The sequence below is a fragment of the Alcanivorax sp. 24 genome (assembly GCF_004360225.1).
GTDB classification, from domain to species: Bacteria; Pseudomonadota; Gammaproteobacteria; order Pseudomonadales; family Alcanivoracaceae; genus Alloalcanivorax; species Alloalcanivorax xiamenensis.
Genome location: NZ_SNUA01000013.1, coordinates 85952 through 104546, shown reverse-complemented (window position 1 = coordinate 104546; position 18595 = coordinate 85952). Strand labels below are relative to the sequence as shown.

The window sequence follows — 18595 nt, the reverse complement described above, 5'->3', positions numbered from 1 at the left end:
CTGACCTATTTGATCGAGCCGCTCTGGTAACTCAGGTTAATGCCGCTGGTGGGAATGGTCAGATTCACCTGGCCACCGGGCAAGCCGGCCAGGGTGATTTCCAGATCCACATTCAGCGGTTCCAGATTTTCCAGTCCGATGAACAAGCGGCCATCGGGCAGGAAGTCCACGGGACCTTCCAGTTGCACGTTATCGATCGGCAGGCTTTTCACGTTGTGCTGCAGCCCCAGCGGCAGACTCAGCTCCGGCGCGTCGAACAGCAGATCAAAAGTGATCCGGAACACCGGCCCGTCCGGGGTTGCGATGATGCGCCCCACTGGCGGCATGGTGCGATTGCCATCACCGTCCTCGTCATAACGCACCCGCATGATGTTCGGCCCGGTGTGGGTCTCGATCGGCACCAGCCCCAGGTTACCCACCTGGCCGAGCACGGCTTCCTCCAGCCCCAGGATGCCAAGAACATCCCCCAGAGTCTGCACCAGGCCGCCCAGCAGACCGCCGACAATCGGCAGATCACTCAGCGAGTTGTCACCGTCGGAGGTGTCCAGATCCAGACCGATCACCGCCGTGGCATCCAGGTTGCTCAGCGCCACGGTGGTCGGATAAATCACCACCGGGACACCGCCCGCCTCGCCATCGTAATCGAGAATTTCCGTATTCAGATCACCGGTGAGATACAGAATCCGCTCACTGTCACAATCGATCTGATCGTCCTCGGTATAGGGTGGCGTACCCTCGAATCCGCAACCGGTGTTGGCGGTGCTGACCAGGCCGCCACCGCCATCACCGTTGGGACGGATCAGCGTGGCGTTGGCCGGCGTCGCCGGATCCGGGGTACCCGCCGGCACCCTCGGCTCGCCTTCGTCGACGACAAAGTTACTGTTGGCATCGACGCTCGGCAGGTTGCTCAATTCCTGGAACACCGTGGTCACGGCACCGGCCCCCCGGAACAGGACGTCCATGTTGGGACCGCCGGATTTGGCATCACTGCCTTCCAGCAAGGCGGTCTGCAGCGGTAACCCATCGGTGGAACATATGACGTCACCGCCGCAGCCATCGCTTTGCGAAGCCAGGGTATAGCGATACAAAGCACCCTCTTCCCAGGGTTGCTCCGGTGTAAAAGTCAGAGCCCGGGTTTCCGGTCTCAAATCGCCGTCCACCACGCCCTGGCAGGTACCGTCCTCGCTTACCCGCTCGACACGGAACGCGCCCTGACCGCAGGCGGTTCCCAGGGTCAAGCTGCCGGCCTCCATGTTCTGGGAGAAGCGCACCCGGATCGGCCGGTTCGCCGGCATGCCGACGATCGGCAGTTCATCCACTTCCACCTGCTCGGATTCAGAGCTCGAAGAGACACACACGCCCTGCACGCCGGCGGCGATGTCGGACGCCGTGGCGGCGCTGCTGGCGCAGGGGAAACCCGGGTAGACCACCATGGCAAACGGCGCGCGGCGCACATCCTCGCCGTCCCGTGCCACCACGTATTCCGGCATGGTGAAGCCAATGGTGTTGAGGCCGGTCAGTGGATCCAGCACCTGCAACCCGTTGCCGGCCAGATCGGTCAGGCCGTTGGTGGCGCTGACTTCATAGGGCACGCCGAAGGCCAGTGGCGATTCCGGCTGTATTACCAAAGCGTTACCGTCCAGGCTCCAGGAGAACGGCTCCGCGGTGCCGCCCTTGGTCAGTTGGACGGTCTCGCCCGGTCGCACGCTGAGTGGATCCAGCGCCTCGCTGAACAGCAGGGTGATCGGTTCACCGGGCACGGCACGATCGGCCACGTCTCCCGGCGTCCAGGACAGCCGCTGCTCGCCATTGTCGTCCATCACCAGCAAGGTCGGCGGCACGGTATCCGCCGGTTGCGGCGGCGCGTTCTCCTGGTCGCGGTAGGACTCCATATGGAAGCTCAATACACCGTGGCTGTTTTCCACGCCCAGCACCCGGGGCTCCACCACGGTGAGCGCGTCGGTGACCAGTTTGCCGTCCTCGACGATCGCCTTGCCGACCAGTTCCACGTGCATCAGGTTCTGCGTGAAGGCGCCGTTGGCCCGGGCATCCTTGGTGTTGGCGGCGAGATCCATGAACAGACGCACGTTCTTGGCGGCATCGGGGGAATCGGAGTTGGGATTGGGAAACAGGTAACCGGTGGCGTCCGACATCACCTGGATGGTCACCGCGCCGGAGTCGAAGCCCACCGGCACTTCCCCGCCGATCAACACATCCAGCGGTTCGCCCACCAGAATCCCACCACGCTTGATACGCAGCGGCGTCACATCCGGGAAGTTGGGCGGGAACGCCAGTTCGGCGTAGATATCACCAGACTGTTTGGAAGCGGTGCCATTGGCCAGCAGGGTGCTGATCAACGGCACGCAGTTGATCGGATCACCAGTCAGTTCCGAAGTTCGCAGGTCACCGTCATCAAGACAGCCGAGGGTGTCGTCGGTGGCCGGCGCCTCGGTCACCAGCACTTCCCGTTCACCGGTGCTGGACTTGGTGTTCAGCGGTGTCACGGTGCGCTCGAACGGCGCCAGTGTTTCCCCGGCAACGCTGGTGAGCCCGGTCACCGTCAGCACATACTGCTGCCCCGGGGTCATGTCTTCCAGCGGATCCACGGTGAGCGTATCGCGACCGCTCAACACCAGCGCCGGCACCAACTCATCCCCCTGTTTCAGGCTGACGGTATCCCCGTAAACCACGGAAGATGAGTCCAGCGGCTGGGAGATACGCAGCCGGAAAGTGGAGAAATCCACGGTGGGAAACTGCTCATCGTCCGGGAAAATCTCAGTGACCTCAAAGGTGTCGGAAGCACGCTGCCACGACAGCGGCCCTTCCAGAGCGGGACGGGTGGAAAAGTTCAGTTCCCCGTCACGGAAATTGACCACCCGGCCGTCCGGAGCCAGGTCAATGATGGCGACCTTGTAGTCGCTGATCGGCGCCAGCGGCGTGGTCGGTTGCAACACCACGTTACGGCCATCGTTCATCACCTTCATATCGAAAGGCACCGGCGCGCCACCAGGACCAGTGAAACGGAAGTTGTCCTCGGTCACCTCCAGGGGATCACTGAACTCCAGCACCACCGGAGCGGACGGCGCCACATAGGCCTGCCCGTCGAAAGGGTAGTTGAAATACAGTTCCTTGGGATTGTACTGGGGCCCATCGAAACTCGGATTGCTGCTACCGCCCCCCCCGCAACCGGCCAGGATACCGGCGCAGGCGGCTATGATCAGTTTGCTTCGCATGACACCACTCCTCAGAACTTCAGGGTGACGGAACCACTGAATACATGGACTTCACCGCCGGTTTCGATGGTTTCGTAGGGATTCACCGGGGCCCGGTCACTGGTCAGATCAAACTTGCGCTCGTCGATATCATGGAACTGGTAGCCGAAATCCACTCGCATGGGATACGCAAGGATCGGGGGTTGCTCGATGGTCCAGGAGCCACCGACGCCGTAGATGGTCTTGTCCGCATCCAGATAATTGACGTCCAGGCTGCGATCGCTTTCCATCGGTGATTCCCGGAACGCCACGCCGGCGGTCAGGCTTACATTCTTGAGCGCGCTCCACTCAACCCCGACCCGGGGCACGGTGATGTCCTTGAAGCGGATGTCCGCCTGATCCTTGACGGTGTCGTCCTCCAGCACCTCCATCAGGTCCGACCAGTTCTGCCGTTCCACCGTCACCCCGGCACGCAGCCGGTCATTGAAACGGTATTGCAACCCGGCGCTGTAAATGTCCGGTTGATAGGAATCCACGGTATCGATCAGCAAGGCGATACCCGGCGACGGCACGGTGCCGGGAATGGTGATGCGCGAGTCCACCGAGGTGCGCGCTTCGGTATGGCCGCGAAAGGCGAATGCGGTTTCCAGGCCGTCGGTGATGCAATCCCCCTTGCCGCAGATCAGCTTGCCCCAGTCCAGGGTGACACCGAGCACCGGGCGGATCACCGGTTTGGCGTTGACCTCGAGTGTTTCATACTGGGTCTCACCGGCCAGGTTGGAGCTCGCCACCAGTTTAGCGTCGGAGCGCAGGGAGACGTGCGCGGAGGCGCCGACGGCGATCCCGTGCAGCAACTCGGTACCACCGCCGATATTCAGGAATAACGGTTGACGACCGTACTCCATGTATTGCCCGCCCATGGACGTGGTGGAATTAAAGGAGAGCATTTCTTTCCCGTATTTTTCCACGCCGGCGATGATGGCGAAGTAAATTGGATGTTCGAATTTGGTGATGCTGGACAGATCGGTTTTCAGCGCGATCAATTGCTGCTGGCTGCGGCTGTCGTCGAGCAGGTTACCGTCGCGCGTGGCCGGTGCCGCGCCCCCCAGACTCCTGCCATCAAGCTCCTGCTCGGCATGCAGGAAGCCGATGGTCAGCTCACCACGGGGGTCCTTGATCAGGTAGGACGGGTTGTAATACAGCGCCGACGCCTGCGGATTGAACATGGAAAGGGCCTGAGCGGATGCCACATCACCAGGAAAAAGGCCATAGCTGCTGGCGGTGTTACCCATGGCGGCGAAAGCCGGGGAAGCAATCGAAGCGGCGACCGAAAGGGACAGGGCCGCGATGCCACCGCGACGCAGGGGGGAAAGTCCGAACATACACTGCCTCCGGTACGGATCATTGTTGTTGTGTAATCCAGGTCGGGGCCCGGAGCGATTACCGGCACCCCCCTTTTTAAGAAAGCTCCGAATAATGGGGACAAGGTAATATTCAGAACTTCCTTTCTATGCAATCTCAGTAAAACAAATGTGCACAGACATTGGCGTATGAAAAAAGGTGGAAAACCGTACTCAGGGATGGCGGATGGTTAGCAGCTGTAACAGACCGTGTCACTCTGTGACGGGGCTCGGAAGAATTGATGATCGCTGCCAAGGCAGCTCCCCTCAACGGGCCCTACAAAGCCGCTGTGGGAAGCTGCCTTGGCAGCGAATCGACGTGCAGGCAAATTACCGGGCAACACCGGTCCATGGACAGCACTGCCCCGGTTTGCAATTAAATCGAAATCACCTCATCGCCACGGCCAACCAGCACCAGGTCGGCGGGACGGCGGGCGAACAGGCCGTTGGTAACGACCCCGGTAATATTGTTGATTTTCTCTTCCAGCTCGATGGGGTTGAGAATATCCAGATTGCGCACATCGAGAATCAGATTGCCGTTATCCGTGACAAAGCCCTCCCGGTATTGGGGCTGCCCTCCGAGCGCGGCAAGTCGACGCGCCACGTAGGACCGGGCCATGGGGATCACCTCCACCGGCAAGGGGAAGCGGCCCAGGCGCTTGACCTGCTTGGAACCGTCGACAATGCAGATGAACCGCTCAGCCACCGCCGCCACGATTTTCTCGCGGGTCAGAGCTCCCCCGCCGCCCTTGATCATTTCCCGGTGATCATTAACCTCGTCCGCGCCGTCCACGTACAGCGGCAGAGTGTCCACCTGATTCAGTTCCAGCACTTCGATACCATGCCCGCGCAACCGCTCGGCAGTGGCTTCGGAACTGGCCACGGCGCCGGCCAGACGGTCCTTCATGGACGCCAGAGCATCAATAAAATAGTTTGCCGTGGAGCCGGTACCCACACCGATGACCTCGCCTTCGGGCACATGGCGCAAGGCGGCCTCCGCCACCTTCTGCTTCAACGCATTTTGATCCATTTCCTACCTCAAACCGATTAATTCCACGACGATCACCCAGTTTAACCTGAATATTGCGTCAATACGCCCCTCAATTCGCTGCCAAGGCAGCTTCCCACAGCGGCTTCGCAGGACTTGTTGTGGGAAGCTGCCTTGGCAGCGAATCAACCCGCGGGCGAACCGCCCCGGCGCCTTGGGTCAGCAGCGCTCCACCGGCGGCGATATTCTTTTTTACTAATGTATGACTTGAATTTTTGTACAGTTCGCGCATCTTGAACATATCACCGTGTCGCCGGTACGGACCGCCCCATGCCAGCCTCCGCGGTGAACTAAAACAATGAAACCAAAAAGCGCTACTCCACGGAATGTTCAGGGAGTAACCATTGATCTACAAGGAGACGACTCATGCAACGGTCAGCATTCATCCCTCTTATCTTCGCCACCCTCGGTGTCGTGGCGGCACCGCTCGCGATGGCTGATGATACCTCCGGGCGGGACTACTCCACTGAGCGGCGTAATCTGGACAGCCCGGAACACATCTCCAAGGAATACAAGAAGGCGATCGAGGCCGAAACCGAGTCCAAGCGGCGTGCCGCCGAAGGCGTTTCGGACAAGGCCAGAAACTACGGCGAGGACCGCAGCAAGATCGACAAGAATATCGAGGATCGGCTTGAGGAAGGCCGGGCAACCCGCGACAAGGCCCGCCAGGAAGCCAAGGAAATGGGTAAGGACATGCAAAGCCCGAACTACGCCAAGGACCGGGAAAACCTGGATAATCCGGACCAGATCAAGGAGCGCCTGCAGGAAGTGAAGGAAGGCACTATCAAACCGAAAGAGTAAGCCGCTTCCTGAAACGAGAAGCCCCGGTTATCCCGGGGCTTTTTGGGCCTATCGCGTCAGCGCCTCACGACGCCGCAACGCCTCCTGCTCCATTTCCTTACGGCGCTGTTCGGCGGCTTCCATCCGCTCATCCGCTCGCTGCTGCTGGGTTTTCCGGCGCTCTTCCGCCGCGCGGCGCTGATTGTCCAGACGATTCTGCAAATCCTGCCGCCGCTGCTCCGCCTGGGCGGCGGGATCCGGTGACCGCGTGGCCCGACTATCCAGTTGGGCCAGAGCCGGCGTTGCCATCGTCACCAGCATCACGCCCGTGGCCATCCATACTGGTTTGAACTTCATGGCGTTACCTCCTGCTTGCACCCGGGCACCGTGTCCGGGTAGTCGATGAATGCGAGCAGTACCATTGTCCCAGTTCTGGCGCCTCGGCAGGCAAGTAACACAAGGTAAAATTCCACGTCTTCAGGCCTTCGCCCGGGCCGGGTGCCCCGGCACGTTCAAACAGTCATCAATGATACGGAAGATGCGCTCCCGATAATCGGCCTGTTCATTGGCCAACTGATGACGGGCGCCTTCCAGGATATGAATACGGGGTTCCTGGAATTTGCGGCGGATAATGTCCAGGTTATAGCGCCAGTCCACCGTCTCATCCTGATCCCCCTGGATCACCACCAGCGACAACGGCACCGGGGCGGCCCGCTCAAACCCCGGCAACCAGCGCTTCAATGCGGTCACCCAACTGGCCGGCAGCCGCCGGGGCTGCAGGGGGTCCCGGTTTTCCAGGAAATCCAGAAAATCGGGATCTCCGGAGTTAATGGTGAAAACCCGCTTTATCGAGCGTGCAAAAGGACGAATCAGGGTATGCAGCCAGCGGGCGGTGCCCCATTTGAATGGACGCACCAGGGGGGCCAGCAGAATAACCTGCTCAAACGGCGCCCTGCCCGCGTCGAACCGGTGATGCAGAAGGAAATCCATGACAATGGCGCCGCCGGTGCTCTGCGCCACCACATGCCAGGGTTTGGGCAAATGTGTCCGGGCCAGGCTCAGACACTGCTCCAGCACGTCCCGATACACCTTGAAGTCGTCGATATCCGCCGGCGGACCGGAACTGAGACCATGCCCGGGCAGATCGTAAGCGACCACGGCGAAGCCCTGCTCCAACAGATGTCCGATGACATGACCGTAAAGGCCGACATGGTCGAAATAGCCATGGCATACGAACACCGTGCCCTTCGGCGACGGCGGACGCCAGACGTGGATACCGAGGGTATGGCCGGCGGCATCGAAATAGCCGAAACCGTGCTCCAGACACGGCAACCGGGCGGCAAAATCGATGCCGTAGTAGCTGACGTAATCCAGGCTGGGGTCATCGAGAGGGACGAACCGTTCCCAATTCAGGGGATGCCAACTACGGGTGATGGCGTCGCGGGAAAACGGTATCGACATAGGCGGGAAGCTCTCGGCTCAGGCGGTGTATGACAACCGTCAATGATAGGCACTCCATGCCCGGCATGCCATCGCCCGAACCACAAAGCGCCCGATCAAGGGCGCTTTGATGGCCCGGCCAGAGGCCGGGCGGGAACTACAAGCTTACAGGTTTGCTGGCCAGTCTCTTACAGCTGTGCCTGCTGGGCCCGCAATGCTTGCTGAGCCTGAACTTCGGAAATAACACGTTGCAGATTCTCCGGAGAGTCCAGGTTCAGGCGGTGACCCAGATGATCCACCGGCGTCTGGCCGGCCTGGGGAGCATGCTCCCTGGCTACCGCCAGGTTGCGCTGGGCTTCCTGGGAGCGGTACGCGATGTAGTCCTGGGAATCGATGTTCTCACGGATGCTCAGGAAATCACGGCCTTTCCCCTGGGACTGGCCACGCTGCTCGGCTTGCAGGCGGTCGCTGGCGGCGCGTTGCACCTGACCATCAACCAATGCCGGGGAGTCAATCTGCTCACGGGCGTTCAGGTAATCGGCACGGACCTGATCTTCGAAGCTGGAGGCCTGGGCCAACGGCGCGGCAGCCAGACCAGCAACGACCAGGGCGGCAACGGACAAACGGGCTACGTTTTTCATCATCCTTTCCTCACGTTCACATTCAGGGAATGTCGCGGGAGGTCAGGGCGATTTCGCGAGTGCTTGCTGGTCTCCCACGCTGATGGAGCCAGTATAGTTACAGGTTACGTTATTGTCAACTTGTAACTCGCGATTATTTTCAGGGTGCCAGACTCCGCAGGATCAGGTTGGTGACCGCCGACAGTTTGGTCTCCATTTCATCGGTGTCACCCAGCCGGCTGAGCAGCACCGGATGGGCATAGGCCGCGGCGGTGATGCGTATCGCCATGCACACTTCATCCAGTGGCGTCTTGCGCTCGAATTCGCCGCTTTCACGGCCATCGGCAACAATCTTCTCGATCGCCTCGGACACCGTGTTGTTGTGCTCCTCGGTTACCGCCCATTGGTTTTCGATGGAAACGACGATGATGTCGTGCAGACGCCGCTCCTTGAGAAACAGGCGCATCCCCTCGGAAAGCAAGGTCTGCAGCATGTCGCGCAGGCGCTGGGTGGCGGAAACGTCCCGCTCTGCCACCGCACTGACGGCTTCGCCCATGGACGACAGCGCCATGGCGCAAACCGCCTCGCCAATTGCCTGCTTGGAGTCGAAAAAACGGTACAGATAGGCGCTGGACACACCAATCGCCTTGGCAATGTCGGTCACCGAGGTCTTGCGGTAGCCGTGCACACGGAACAGCTCATCCGCCACCTGCAGGATCTGTGTACGCCGCTCGTGGTCGGCGGGCCCGCGTTGTCCGGGCAGGGTTTCGCTACTGTCGATCGCCATGAAGGCTCTCCCTGGAAGTCTCTCGTCGCTTAGATGAGTTACGACTATTGTTATGTGTAACGCCAAGCGACCATCATAGCGCCGACAAGAGTATCCGCCAAGCGAACGGCAGTTTCAGGCAAGCCAGAACGGGAAAAGGAAGGCTATTGGAGGAAGAGAGAAAATCGCGGTCCGTGGAATTCGCTTACACGCTTGCACGCAACACGCTTGCACGCTGATTCGCTGGCAAGCCAGCGAATACTGAGCAAATTCATGCCCGCAAGGCCGCGCCAGCGGACCAGGGTGTTGCGTGTTGCGTGTTGCGTGTTGCGTGTTTGCGATCTTGCAGGCTTACTTGATGCGCGGGTCCAGTTCGCCGTCCTCGTAACGCTGAAACATCACTTCCAGGCTTACCGGTTTGATCTTGTCGGCGTTACCAGCGGTACCAAAGGCTTCGTACCGGTCGATACAGATGTCGCGCATGGCGGTGACGGATTCCTTCAAATACTTGCGCGGGTCGAACTCAGCCTTGTTGGTGGCCAGGAACCGGCGAATGGCACCGGTGGACGCCAGGCGCAGGTCGGTGTCGATGTTGACCTTGCGCACCCCGTACTTGATGCCTTCCTGAATTTCTTCCACCGGCACGCCATAGGTTTCCGGAATCTCGCCACCGAACTCATTAATGATGGCAAGCCAGTCCTGTGGCACGGAGGAGGAACCGTGCATGACCAGATGGGTATCCGGGATACGGGCATGGATCGCCTTGATCTGCTCGATGGCCAGGATATCGCCGGTGGGCGGACGGGTGAACTTGTAGGCGCCGTGGCTGGTGCCAATGGCGATGGCCAGGGCGTCCACATGGGTTGCCTTGACGAAGTCCGCCGCCTCTTCCGGGTCGGTGAGCATCTGCTCATGGCTCAGGGTGCCTTCCGCGCCGATGCCGTCTTCCTCGCCGGCCTGGCCGGTTTCCAGGGAGCCCAGGCATCCCAGCTCCCCTTCCACCGAGACGCCGCAGGCGTGGGCCATATCCACCGTCTGACGGGTCACCCGCACGTTGTACTCGTAGTCGGTGGGAGTTTTGCCGTCCTCACCCAGGGAGCCGTCCATCATCACCGAGGAAAAGCCCAGTTGAATGGAACGCTGGCACACGGAAGGGCTGGTGCCATGATCCTGGTGCATCACCACCGGGATATGGGGGAACTCTTCCACCGCCGCCAGAATCAGGTGGCGCAGGAATGGAGCGCCGGCGTATTTGCGGGCGCCGGCGCTGGCCTGCACAATCACCGGCGAATTGGTTTTATCCGCCGCCTCCATGATCGCGCGCATCTGCTCCAGGTTGTTCACATTGAACGCCGGTACGCCGTAGCCGTGCTCGGCGGCGTGGTCCAGTAATTGGCGCATGCTGATCAGTGCCATGGTTTTACCCCTTGATTATCCGTTAGTGGTGACCGACACCACTATTACTTCGTCCGTAACCTCGTTTCGCTTACACGCAACACGCTGTCACGCTTTGGCGTGGGCGCGTGCTGGCGTGTTGCGTGCCAGCGTCTTAATCCTTCGCCCGAGCCTCGAGCATGGCCACCGCGGGCAAGGTCTTGCCTTCCACGAACTCCAGGAAGGCGCCGCCACCAGTGGAAATGTAGCTGATGCGGTCGGCGATTTCATACTTGTCCACCGCGGCCAGGGTGTCGCCCCCACCAGCAATGGAGAACGCTTCGCTGTCGGCGATGGCCTCGGCCATCTCCTTGGTTCCCTCACCGAACTGGTCGAACTCGAACACGCCCACCGGTCCGTTCCAGATGATGGTGCGGGCTTCCTTCATCAGCGCGGCGAAGACGTGGGCGGTTTGCGGGCCCACATCGAGGATCATGTCGTCCTCGCTCACCTCTTCCACCTTCTTGGTCACCGCGTTCGCGTCGGCGGAAAATTCCGTGGCCACCACCACATCCACCGGCAGCGGAATGTGCACCTTGGTGGCGATCTTGCGAGCCGCGTCGAGCAAATCCGGCTCATACAGGGATTTACCCACCGGCAGACCTTCCGCCGCCAGGAAGGTGTTGGCGATACCGCCGCCGACGATCAACTGATCCACCTTGTCAGCCAGCGCTTCCAGCACTTCCAGTTTGGTGGACACCTTGGAGCCGCCAACGATCGCCACCAGCGGCTTGGCCGGGTTGCCCAGAGCCTTGGAGAGCGCGTCCAGCTCATTGGCCAGCAGCGGACCTGCGCAAGCCACCGGGGCGAATTTGCCGACCCCGTGGGTGGACGCCTGGGCACGGTGCGCGGTGCCGAAGGCATCCATCACATAGATATCACACAGCGCCGCCATCTTCTGTGACAACGCCTCATCGTCCTTCTTTTCACCTTTATTGAAACGCACGTTCTCGCACAGCACGACCTCGCCCTCGGCCACGTCGACACCGTCGAGCCAGTCCTTCACCAGCGGCACTTCCCGGCCCAGCAGGGTGCCCAGGTGTTCGGCCACCGGTTTCAGGGAAAACTGCTCTTCGTATTCCCCTTCACTGGGGCGGCCCAGGTGGGACATCAGCATCACCCGGGCACCGGCCTTCAGCGCGTGCTCAATGGTCGGCAGGGAGGCACGGATGCGCGCACCACTGGTGACCTTGCCCTCTTTGACCGGCACGTTCAGGTCTTCGCGGATCAGTACCCGCTTGCCCTTCAGATCCAGGTCGGTCATGCGTTTGAAGTTCATGGTCTTTCCTCAACAATTCGCTTGCACGCAACACGCTGACACGCCTGCACGCAAAAACAATTGAGTACGCTGACACTCATGCGCACCAACATACCATTCCACGATTCAGCCGGCAGTTCGGTTTACCGGTTTCACTCCTGCACGCCTTCATGCATAAAACAGCCACACACTCCACCGCTCCCGGGTTGTCACGATAAAAGCGTGCTAGCGTGCCGCGCGCCAGCGGCAATCTCACTTACCCAGTCGAGCAACCGGTTGGCATAACCCCACTCGTTGTCGTACCAGGCCACCAATTGCACCAGCTCGCCCTGCACCCGGCTCAGGGAGCCATCGATGATGGCGGACTCCGGCCGGTGGTTGAAATCAGCGCTGACCAGAGGCTGATCGTTGTAGCCCAGCAGTCCGTCACTGTCCGCCGCCAGACAACGCAACCATTGGTCCAGATCGGACGGGGAACGTTCCAGGGACAGGGTCAGTTCCACCATGGCCACGTTGAGCGTCGGCACACGAATACTGTGACCACTGATACGTCCCGCCAATTCCGGCAATACCTGCTGCACCGCGCCGATGGCGCTACTGGTGGTCGGCACGATGTTCTGCGCACCGGCCCGGCCACGGCGGGGATCCCGGTGCACATGATCCAGAAGAGTCTGATCGGAGGTGTAGGCGTGGGTTTCCTGCATCAGCGCCTGGCGCACTCCGAAATCCGCGTGCAGCGCCCGCAGCAACGGGGCGATGCAATGCGTGGTGCAGGAGGCCGCGGAAAGGATTCGATCCTGTGCGCCCACCTGCCCCTGATTGACGCCGTACACCACCACCTGATCGGCGCGGTCAAACGGCACCGCGCCCAGGATCACTCGTCCGGCACCGGCCTCCAGGTGCAGCTCGGCATCCCGGTAAGCGCGGAAATGGCCGGAACATTCCAACACCAGATCCACGCCCAGCTCCCGCCAGGGCAGACGCGCCGGTTGCGGCTCGTTAAGCAGCAAGGGCGTCTGCTCCGCCAGAGACAAACGGCCGTCCCGCAGGCTGGCTTCCTGCGGCAAACGGCCGTGGGTGGTGTCGTAGCGGGTCAGGTACAGCAGATCCTCGGCTTCGCCGAGGTCGTTGATCGCCGTCAGCGTGAACGGCACCTGCCAGCCCTGCTCCCAGCGCTCCGCCAAGGCCCTGACGAAAGAGCGCCCGATACGACCGTATCCGTTGATGGCGACCTTCATAAACGCCGGCTCCGCCCACGCAACACGCAACACGCAACACGCTTAATCCCGGTGTAGCGTGCAGGCATGGTGCCTGGTGCATGCAAGCTGCTCATTTAAAGCAGGCTCTCCACGGCTTCGGTCACCGCCTCGGCGGTGATGCCGAAATGCTTGTACAGATCGCCAGCGGGAGCGGAAGCTCCGAATCCGGTCATGCCCACCACCTTGCCGTCCAGGCCGACAAAGCGGTACCAGTAGTCGGCGATGGCCGCTTCCACCGCCACTCGCGCTCTGACCGTCGCCGGCAGCACGCTTTCCTGATAATCCGCGCTTTGTGACAGAAAGGCATCGACACTGGGCATGGACACCACGCGCACGTTGCGTCCAGCGGCGCCCAGCGTTTCCGCGGCCTTCACCGCCAGTTCCACTTCCGAGCCGGTGGCGATGATCAGTGCGTCCGGAGTGCCCTCACCGGTTTGCAACAGGGTGTAGCCGCCCTTCTCCACCTCGCCCAGCACGCTCTCGTCCCGGGGCATGCAAGCCAGCCCCTGGCGGGAAAAGATCAGCGAGGTAGGACCGTCCTGACGTTGCAGCGCGTGTTTCCAGGCCACCGCGGTTTCCACCGTGTCGCACGGACGCCAGGTGCTCATGTTCGGCGTCATGCGCAGGTTGGCCAGTTGCTCGATCGGCTGGTGGGTGGGGCCGTCCTCGCCCAGACCGATGGAGTCATGGGTGTAGACCAGGATATTGGGCTGGTGCATCAGCGCCGCCATGCGCACGGCGTTGCGCGCGTATTCCATGAACACCAGGAAGGTGCCACCGTAAGGGCGCAGGCCGCCGTGCAGGCACACGCCGTTCATGATCGCGGTCATGCCGAACTCGCGCACCCCGTAGTGCACATAATTACCGCTGGCGTCGGCGGCGTTCACCGCCTTGCAGCCCTTCCACAGCGTGTTGTTGGAACCGGCCAGATCGGCGGAACCACCGAGCAGTTCCGGCAGCAGCGGGCCGTAGGCGTCCAGGGCATTCTGGCTGGCTTTACGGCTGGCCACTTTCTCGCCCTTTTCCTGACACGCTTTGATGAAGGCCTGGGCGGCCAGATCGAATCCAGTGGGCAGCTTGCCGTCCATGCGGCGTTGGAACTCCACCGCCAGTTCCGGGAATTCCGCCCGGTAGGCGTCGAACCGGGCCTGCCATTCGGCCTCCTGCCCGGCACCGGTGTCGCGGGCGTCCCAGGCCTGACGAATACCCTCGGGAATCTCGAACGGACCATGTTGCCACCCCAAGGCTTCGCGGGTCAGGGCGATTTCGCCCTCGCCCAGCGCAGCGCCGTGGGACTCTTCCTTGCCCTGTTTGTTGGGGCTGCCGAAGCCGATAATGGTCTTGCAGCAGATCAGGGTGGGCTGTTCGCTGTTCTTACGCGCGGTTTCCACCGCCATGCGGATCTCTTCCGGATCATGGCCGTCCACATTGGGGATCACCTGCCAACCATAGGCACGGAAGCGTTCCACGGTGTCGTCGGTGAACCAGCCTTCGACCTCACCGTCGATGGAGATACCGTTGTCGTCATAAAAAGCGATCAGTTTGCCCAGCCCCAGAGTGCCGGCCAGGGATGCCACTTCGTGGGAAACCCCCTCCATCATGCAGCCATCACCCAGGAAACAGTAGGTATGATGATCGACGATGTCATGGCCTTCGCGATTGAACTGCGCCGCCAGCACCTTCTCCGCCAGCGCCATGCCCACGGCGTTGGCGATGCCCTGCCCCAGCGGGCCGGTGGTGGTCTCGATGCCTGGTGCATCACCATATTCCGGGTGGCCCGCGGTGGGGCTGCCGAGTTGCCGGAAATTCTTGATGTCTTCCAGGCTGACGCCATAGCCGGTCAGGTGCAGCAGGCTGTACAGCAGCATGGAACCGTGGCCGTTGGACAGCACGAAACGGTCCCGGTCCGGCCATTTCGGGTTGCCGGGATTGTGCTTGAGGAAACCGCGCCAGAGCACTTCGGCGATGTCCGCCATGCCCATGGGCGCGCCGGGGTGGCCGGAATTGGCTTGCTGGACCGCATCCATGCTGAGCGCACGGATGGCATTGGCGAGATCACGGCTGGCGGGGGCACTGGACATGCAGGGCTCCAAACTGACTGGTGGCTGAAAAAGGGGCGCTATTGTCGCCCATGGGCGAGTCGCGGGCAAATATAGAGATGGCGCCACCTCAGCCCGTGCGAGGCGGCATCCGGCGAACGTCTTGCTTGCCCAGACAGGCGACCTTCCCCTACAAAGGTTTTCTCGTGCAACGCTGAAGAGGAAACCACCATGCATCTGATGACCGCGCTGTTCTGGGGACTGGCGGGAGGCAGTGCTCTACTGGTCGGGACACTGCTGGGCTGGTTCACCAAACCGCCAGCGCGGGTGACCGCGGCAGTGATGGCGTTCGGCTCCGGGGTGCTGGTTTCGGCCATCGCCTTCGACCTTATGGATGAGGCGTTGCACAAAGGCGGCCTGCTGGCGTCGGCGGCGGGCTTTCTGGCCGGCGCCGCCGCCTTCACCGGCGGTGCCGTCATCCTCGCCAACCATGGCGCCCGTCACCGCAAGCGATCGAATAAATCCCATACCGCCACGGCCAGTGCCGCGCTGGTCATTGCCCTGGGCTCGGTGTTCGACGGTATACCGGAATCCATGGTGATCGGTCTGAGCCTGCTCGAGGGTAATGGCGTATCGATCCCGATCGTCGCCGCCATCTTCCTCTCCAACGTGCCCGAGGGCCTGTCCAGTACCGTCGGCATGAAACGGGCCGGCATGTCGTTCGGCTATGTATTCGGACTGTGGACAACCATCACGTTGCTGTGCGGCCTCGGCGCCGTGGGCGGTTACCTCCTCTTCGATAACGCACCGGCACAATACATCGCCGTGGCCCAGGGCGTGGCCGCCGGCGCCATGCTGGCGATGATCGCCGACACCATGATTCCCGAGGCCTTCGATGAAACCCATAACGCGGCCGGACTGATCACCGCCGCCGGTTTCACCACCGCGTTCATCCTTTCACACGCGTTTTCCTGACCAGCAGGATGCGGACCTAGCCGTCCTGGCGGTAAAGCGGCCGGTAACGGCGCTCCGGGCGACCAATGCTGCCGTAGGTCTGATCGGCTTCCAGTTCGTGGCGCTGGAGCAGGTATTCCAGATAGCGGCGGGCGGTGGAGCGACTGACGCCGGCGCGCTTGCCCACCTCCTGGGCATTGAGAAAGTCCCGGGGAACCTTGGCCAGGACCGCCCGAACCCGGGACAGAGTAAGCGCATCGATCCCCTTGGGCAGGCGTGCCTGCCCGCCCTTCGCCGGGGCCGCCGGTTCGCCCTCCGTGTCCCGGGAAAACAGTGCATCGGCCATGGACTGGGTGATCGCCGGTGACTGGCGCAAGCGCCGCTGGCGTTGCATGAAAGTGTTCAATGCCCGATCCAGCCGCTGCAACAGCACCGGTTTCACCAGGAAGTCAAAGGCTCCCAACTGCAAGGCCCGTTCCAAAGCGGCTACTTCGGAAGCGGCGGTCACCATCATCACTTCACAGCCATGGCCGGCGGCACGCAACTCCGCCAGCAAATCCAGGCCGCTGCCATCGGGCAGGTAGACGTCGAGCAGCAGCAGATCAGGCCGATAGCGTTCCAGCAAGGCCCGCCCGCCGGCCAGATCACCGACCATCGCGGTGACCCGGAACTGTTCGTCCCGTTGCAGGTACTCCGCCAGCAGGCGGGCCACCTCGCTCTCGTCTTCCACGATCACCACTGAATAGGTCATGCCGGGTTGTCCTCGTCCGTTGGCCGACGGGGCAGATATACCGTAAAGCGGGCGCCGCCAAGATCGGCCTGGCCCACTTCCAGGGTCCCGTTCAGGGCACTCACGTAGGTCTTCACCAGATACAAACCGACGCCGTGCTGACGCCCGCTCTTGGAAGAATAGTCTGGCCGGAACATGGCCTCCAGCCGTTCTGGGCGCAAGCCGACACCACTGTCCTCCACATCGAAGATCAGATGGTCGCCAAGATCGTCGAACGTTACCCGCACCCGTGCCGGCTGGCGTGGCCCGAGGCGCGCCGCTTCGATGGCGTTGTCGATCAGGTTGCCCAGGATCGACACCAGCCGCTCCAGCAGTTCGCGGGGCGCGGACGCATCCAGCACGCTTTCTTCCGCCACCTCGAACGTGACGCCCTGCTCCTTGGCCTTGTGGTATTTGCCCAACAGCAACCCCGCCAGCAGCGGCTCCCCGGTACTGTCCAACAGCCGGTTGACCATGGCCTGGTGCCCCTGGCTTTCCAAGCCGATCAGCTCCACCGCCTTGCCGTAAGCGCCCATCTGGATCAACGCGCCCAGGGTGTTGAGTTTGTTGGAATAGTCATGGGTTTGCACCCGCAGCAGCTCCGCGAACGCTTCCACCTGGGCCAGTTGTTGGCTCACATGGGCAACTTCGTCTTGAGGACGGAAACTAAGAAACACGCCGCGCACCGTGCCGCCCACCCGCAACGGCCGCCGGAACAGCACCAGTTCCTGGCCGGCGACGTACAACTCCACGCCATCCAGCACCTGCTCCACATCCCGCAACAGAAAACCGGCCTGGTCGGGAAGCAGATCCCGCAAGTGCAACGCGCTTTCCTGTGATGTGTCCACCCCCAACAATTGCCGGGCCCGGCGATTGCTGCGCTGCACCCAGCCGTCCAGATCCAGAGCGACAATGCCCGAGCGCACCGTATCCAGCATGGCGCTCTGCTCGGCGAATACCCGGGCGATTTCATGGGGCTGCCAACCGAACAAAGCGGCACGCACACGGCGGGCGATCCAGAGCGAGGACAAAATCCCGACCAGGAATACCGCCAGCACCACCGGTAACCATTGCAGATAACGACCGGCGGCGATGGATTCCACCGAGCGATTAAGGAATCCCACCGAGACCAGACCGATGACATTACCGCCGGCATCCACCACTGGCGCCTTGCCACGCACGGAAAAGCCCAGGGAACCCTGGGCCTCGGAAACAAGCGCGTTGCCCGACAGCACCGTCTGACTGTCACCGCCCTGCATGGTCTTGCCCAGACGGTCGGGCCGCGGATGCGCCAGTCTCCGCAGCCGGGTATCGCCGACCACGATAAAGTCCGCATCGGTCCGCCGCCAGAGATGGTCGATGAACGGTGCCAGGGCGGCGCCGTCTGGAGAGTCGATGCCGGCCGCCAGCGCCTGACGCACCTGCGGCAATTCCGCCACCAGCTGCGCCAGATCCAGCGCCTTGCGGCCGGCCTCCTCCCGCACGCCCCGTTCCAGCAGGTACTGCCCCAAAGCCGCGAACAGCACCACCTGCAGCAGACTGAAGCCCAGCACCCACAGAATCAGCCGGGTTTCCAACCGTTGAATACGCCTGCGACGCATGGTTACTCCCGATCA

General features: G+C 61.9%; 15 protein-coding genes. 2 read left to right on the top strand and 13 right to left on the bottom strand.

The annotated features are described in order from the left end of the window. Positions 1 to 5 precede the first annotated feature (5 nt). The 3 genes from E0L37_RS16545 to rpiA form a co-directional block, all read right to left on the bottom strand. Positions 6 to 3233 carry an Ig-like domain-containing protein gene (locus E0L37_RS16545; protein WP_133492804.1) on the bottom strand — a complete coding sequence of 1076 codons (3228 nt, stop codon included), beginning with the start codon at positions 3231 to 3233 and terminating at the stop codon, positions 6 to 8. Between the two features lie 11 nt (positions 3234 to 3244). Continuing rightward, the gene (locus E0L37_RS16540) at positions 3245 to 4594 is read right to left on the bottom strand and encodes an outer membrane protein transport protein (RefSeq protein WP_133492803.1); all 1350 of its coding nucleotides are present in this window, start codon (positions 4592 to 4594) and stop codon (positions 3245 to 3247) included. 394 nt (positions 4595 to 4988) lie between these two features. After that, positions 4989 to 5642 (bottom strand): ribose-5-phosphate isomerase RpiA, encoded by a 654-nt coding sequence (gene rpiA, locus E0L37_RS16535; protein ID WP_133492802.1) that lies wholly within the window; start codon positions 5640 to 5642, stop codon positions 4989 to 4991. A 384-nt stretch (positions 5643 to 6026) separates the two neighbouring features. Between rpiA and E0L37_RS16530 the strand changes: the two genes are divergently transcribed. Beyond that, complete coding sequence (locus E0L37_RS16530) at positions 6027 to 6461, top strand: hypothetical protein (protein ID WP_133492801.1); 435 nt, start codon at positions 6027 to 6029, stop codon at positions 6459 to 6461. Positions 6462 to 6509: 48 nt separating this feature from the next. On the opposite strand, the gene E0L37_RS16525 is transcribed toward E0L37_RS16530, so the two are convergent. The 8 genes from E0L37_RS16525 to tkt form a co-directional block, all read right to left on the bottom strand. Beyond that, entirely contained in the window at positions 6510 to 6797 is a 288-nt protein-coding gene (locus tag E0L37_RS16525) for a hypothetical protein (RefSeq protein ID WP_133492800.1), read from the bottom strand. Positions 6798 to 6917: 120 nt separating this feature from the next. Next, entirely contained in the window at positions 6918 to 7901 is a 984-nt protein-coding gene (locus E0L37_RS16520; protein WP_133492799.1) for an alpha/beta hydrolase, read from the bottom strand. Between the two features lie 167 nt (positions 7902 to 8068). Next, positions 8069 to 8524, bottom strand: a complete 456-nt coding sequence (locus tag E0L37_RS16515) for a hypothetical protein (RefSeq protein WP_133492798.1) — start codon at positions 8522 to 8524, stop codon at positions 8069 to 8071. A 136-nt stretch (positions 8525 to 8660) separates the two neighbouring features. Beyond that, positions 8661 to 9287: a TetR/AcrR family transcriptional regulator gene (locus E0L37_RS16510; RefSeq protein WP_133492797.1), complete on the bottom strand. Its 627-nt coding sequence runs from the start codon at positions 9285 to 9287 to the stop codon at positions 8661 to 8663. A gap of 330 nt (positions 9288 to 9617) precedes the next feature. After that, positions 9618 to 10682 (bottom strand): class II fructose-bisphosphate aldolase, encoded by a 1065-nt coding sequence (gene fba / locus E0L37_RS16505; RefSeq protein WP_133492796.1) that lies wholly within the window; start codon positions 10680 to 10682, stop codon positions 9618 to 9620. 133 nt (positions 10683 to 10815) lie between these two features. After that, positions 10816 to 11979, bottom strand: coding sequence for a phosphoglycerate kinase (locus tag E0L37_RS16500; RefSeq protein WP_133492795.1), 1164 nt, complete (start codon positions 11977 to 11979; stop codon positions 10816 to 10818). 188 nt (positions 11980 to 12167) lie between these two features. Next, positions 12168 to 13196: a type I glyceraldehyde-3-phosphate dehydrogenase gene (locus E0L37_RS16495; protein ID WP_133492794.1), complete on the bottom strand. Its 1029-nt coding sequence runs from the start codon at positions 13194 to 13196 to the stop codon at positions 12168 to 12170. Positions 13197 to 13291: 95 nt separating this feature from the next. Further along, the gene (gene tkt / locus E0L37_RS16490) at positions 13292 to 15298 is read right to left on the bottom strand and encodes a transketolase (protein WP_133492793.1); all 2007 of its coding nucleotides are present in this window, start codon (positions 15296 to 15298) and stop codon (positions 13292 to 13294) included. A gap of 189 nt (positions 15299 to 15487) precedes the next feature. On the opposite strand from tkt, the gene E0L37_RS16485 reads away from it, so the two are divergent. Further along, positions 15488 to 16231 (top strand): ZIP family metal transporter, encoded by a 744-nt coding sequence (locus E0L37_RS16485; protein WP_080530211.1) that lies wholly within the window; start codon positions 15488 to 15490, stop codon positions 16229 to 16231. Positions 16232 to 16247: 16 nt separating this feature from the next. On the opposite strand, the gene E0L37_RS16480 is transcribed toward E0L37_RS16485, so the two are convergent. Then, positions 16248 to 16961: a response regulator gene (locus E0L37_RS16480; RefSeq protein WP_133492792.1), complete on the bottom strand. Its 714-nt coding sequence runs from the start codon at positions 16959 to 16961 to the stop codon at positions 16248 to 16250. Beyond that, on the bottom strand, positions 16958 to 18580 hold the full coding sequence (locus E0L37_RS16475) for a sensor histidine kinase (protein ID WP_133492791.1): 1623 nt from the start codon (positions 18578 to 18580) through the stop codon (positions 16958 to 16960). Before E0L37_RS16475 ends, E0L37_RS16480 begins: the two co-directional genes overlap by 4 nt. Positions 18581 to 18595 lie beyond the last annotated feature (15 nt).

Coding starts and splice junctions, on each gene's coding strand:
- E0L37_RS16545 (WP_133492804.1), bottom strand. CDS start 3,233: ATGCGAAGCAAACTGATCATAGCCGCCTGCGCCGGTATCCTGGCCGGT.
- E0L37_RS16540 (WP_133492803.1), bottom strand. CDS start 4,594: ATGTTCGGACTTTCCCCCCTGCGTCGCGGTGGCATCGCGGCCCTGTCC.
- rpiA (WP_133492802.1), bottom strand. CDS start 5,642: ATGGATCAAAATGCGTTGAAGCAGAAGGTGGCGGAGGCCGCCTTGCGC.
- E0L37_RS16530 (WP_133492801.1), top strand. CDS start 6,027: ATGCAACGGTCAGCATTCATCCCTCTTATCTTCGCCACCCTCGGTGTC.
- E0L37_RS16525 (WP_133492800.1), bottom strand. CDS start 6,797: ATGAAGTTCAAACCAGTATGGATGGCCACGGGCGTGATGCTGGTGACG.
- E0L37_RS16520 (WP_133492799.1), bottom strand. CDS start 7,901: ATGTCGATACCGTTTTCCCGCGACGCCATCACCCGTAGTTGGCATCCC.
- E0L37_RS16515 (WP_133492798.1), bottom strand. CDS start 8,524: ATGATGAAAAACGTAGCCCGTTTGTCCGTTGCCGCCCTGGTCGTTGCT.
- E0L37_RS16510 (WP_133492797.1), bottom strand. CDS start 9,287: ATGGCGATCGACAGTAGCGAAACCCTGCCCGGACAACGCGGGCCCGCC.
- fba (WP_133492796.1), bottom strand. CDS start 10,682: ATGGCACTGATCAGCATGCGCCAATTACTGGACCACGCCGCCGAGCAC.
- E0L37_RS16500 (WP_133492795.1), bottom strand. CDS start 11,979: ATGAACTTCAAACGCATGACCGACCTGGATCTGAAGGGCAAGCGGGTA.
- E0L37_RS16495 (WP_133492794.1), bottom strand. CDS start 13,196: ATGAAGGTCGCCATCAACGGATACGGTCGTATCGGGCGCTCTTTCGTC.
- tkt (WP_133492793.1), bottom strand. CDS start 15,298: ATGTCCAGTGCCCCCGCCAGCCGTGATCTCGCCAATGCCATCCGTGCG.
- E0L37_RS16485 (WP_080530211.1), top strand. CDS start 15,488: ATGCATCTGATGACCGCGCTGTTCTGGGGACTGGCGGGAGGCAGTGCT.
- E0L37_RS16480 (WP_133492792.1), bottom strand. CDS start 16,961: ATGACCTATTCAGTGGTGATCGTGGAAGACGAGAGCGAGGTGGCCCGC.
- E0L37_RS16475 (WP_133492791.1), bottom strand. CDS start 18,580: ATGCGTCGCAGGCGTATTCAACGGTTGGAAACCCGGCTGATTCTGTGG.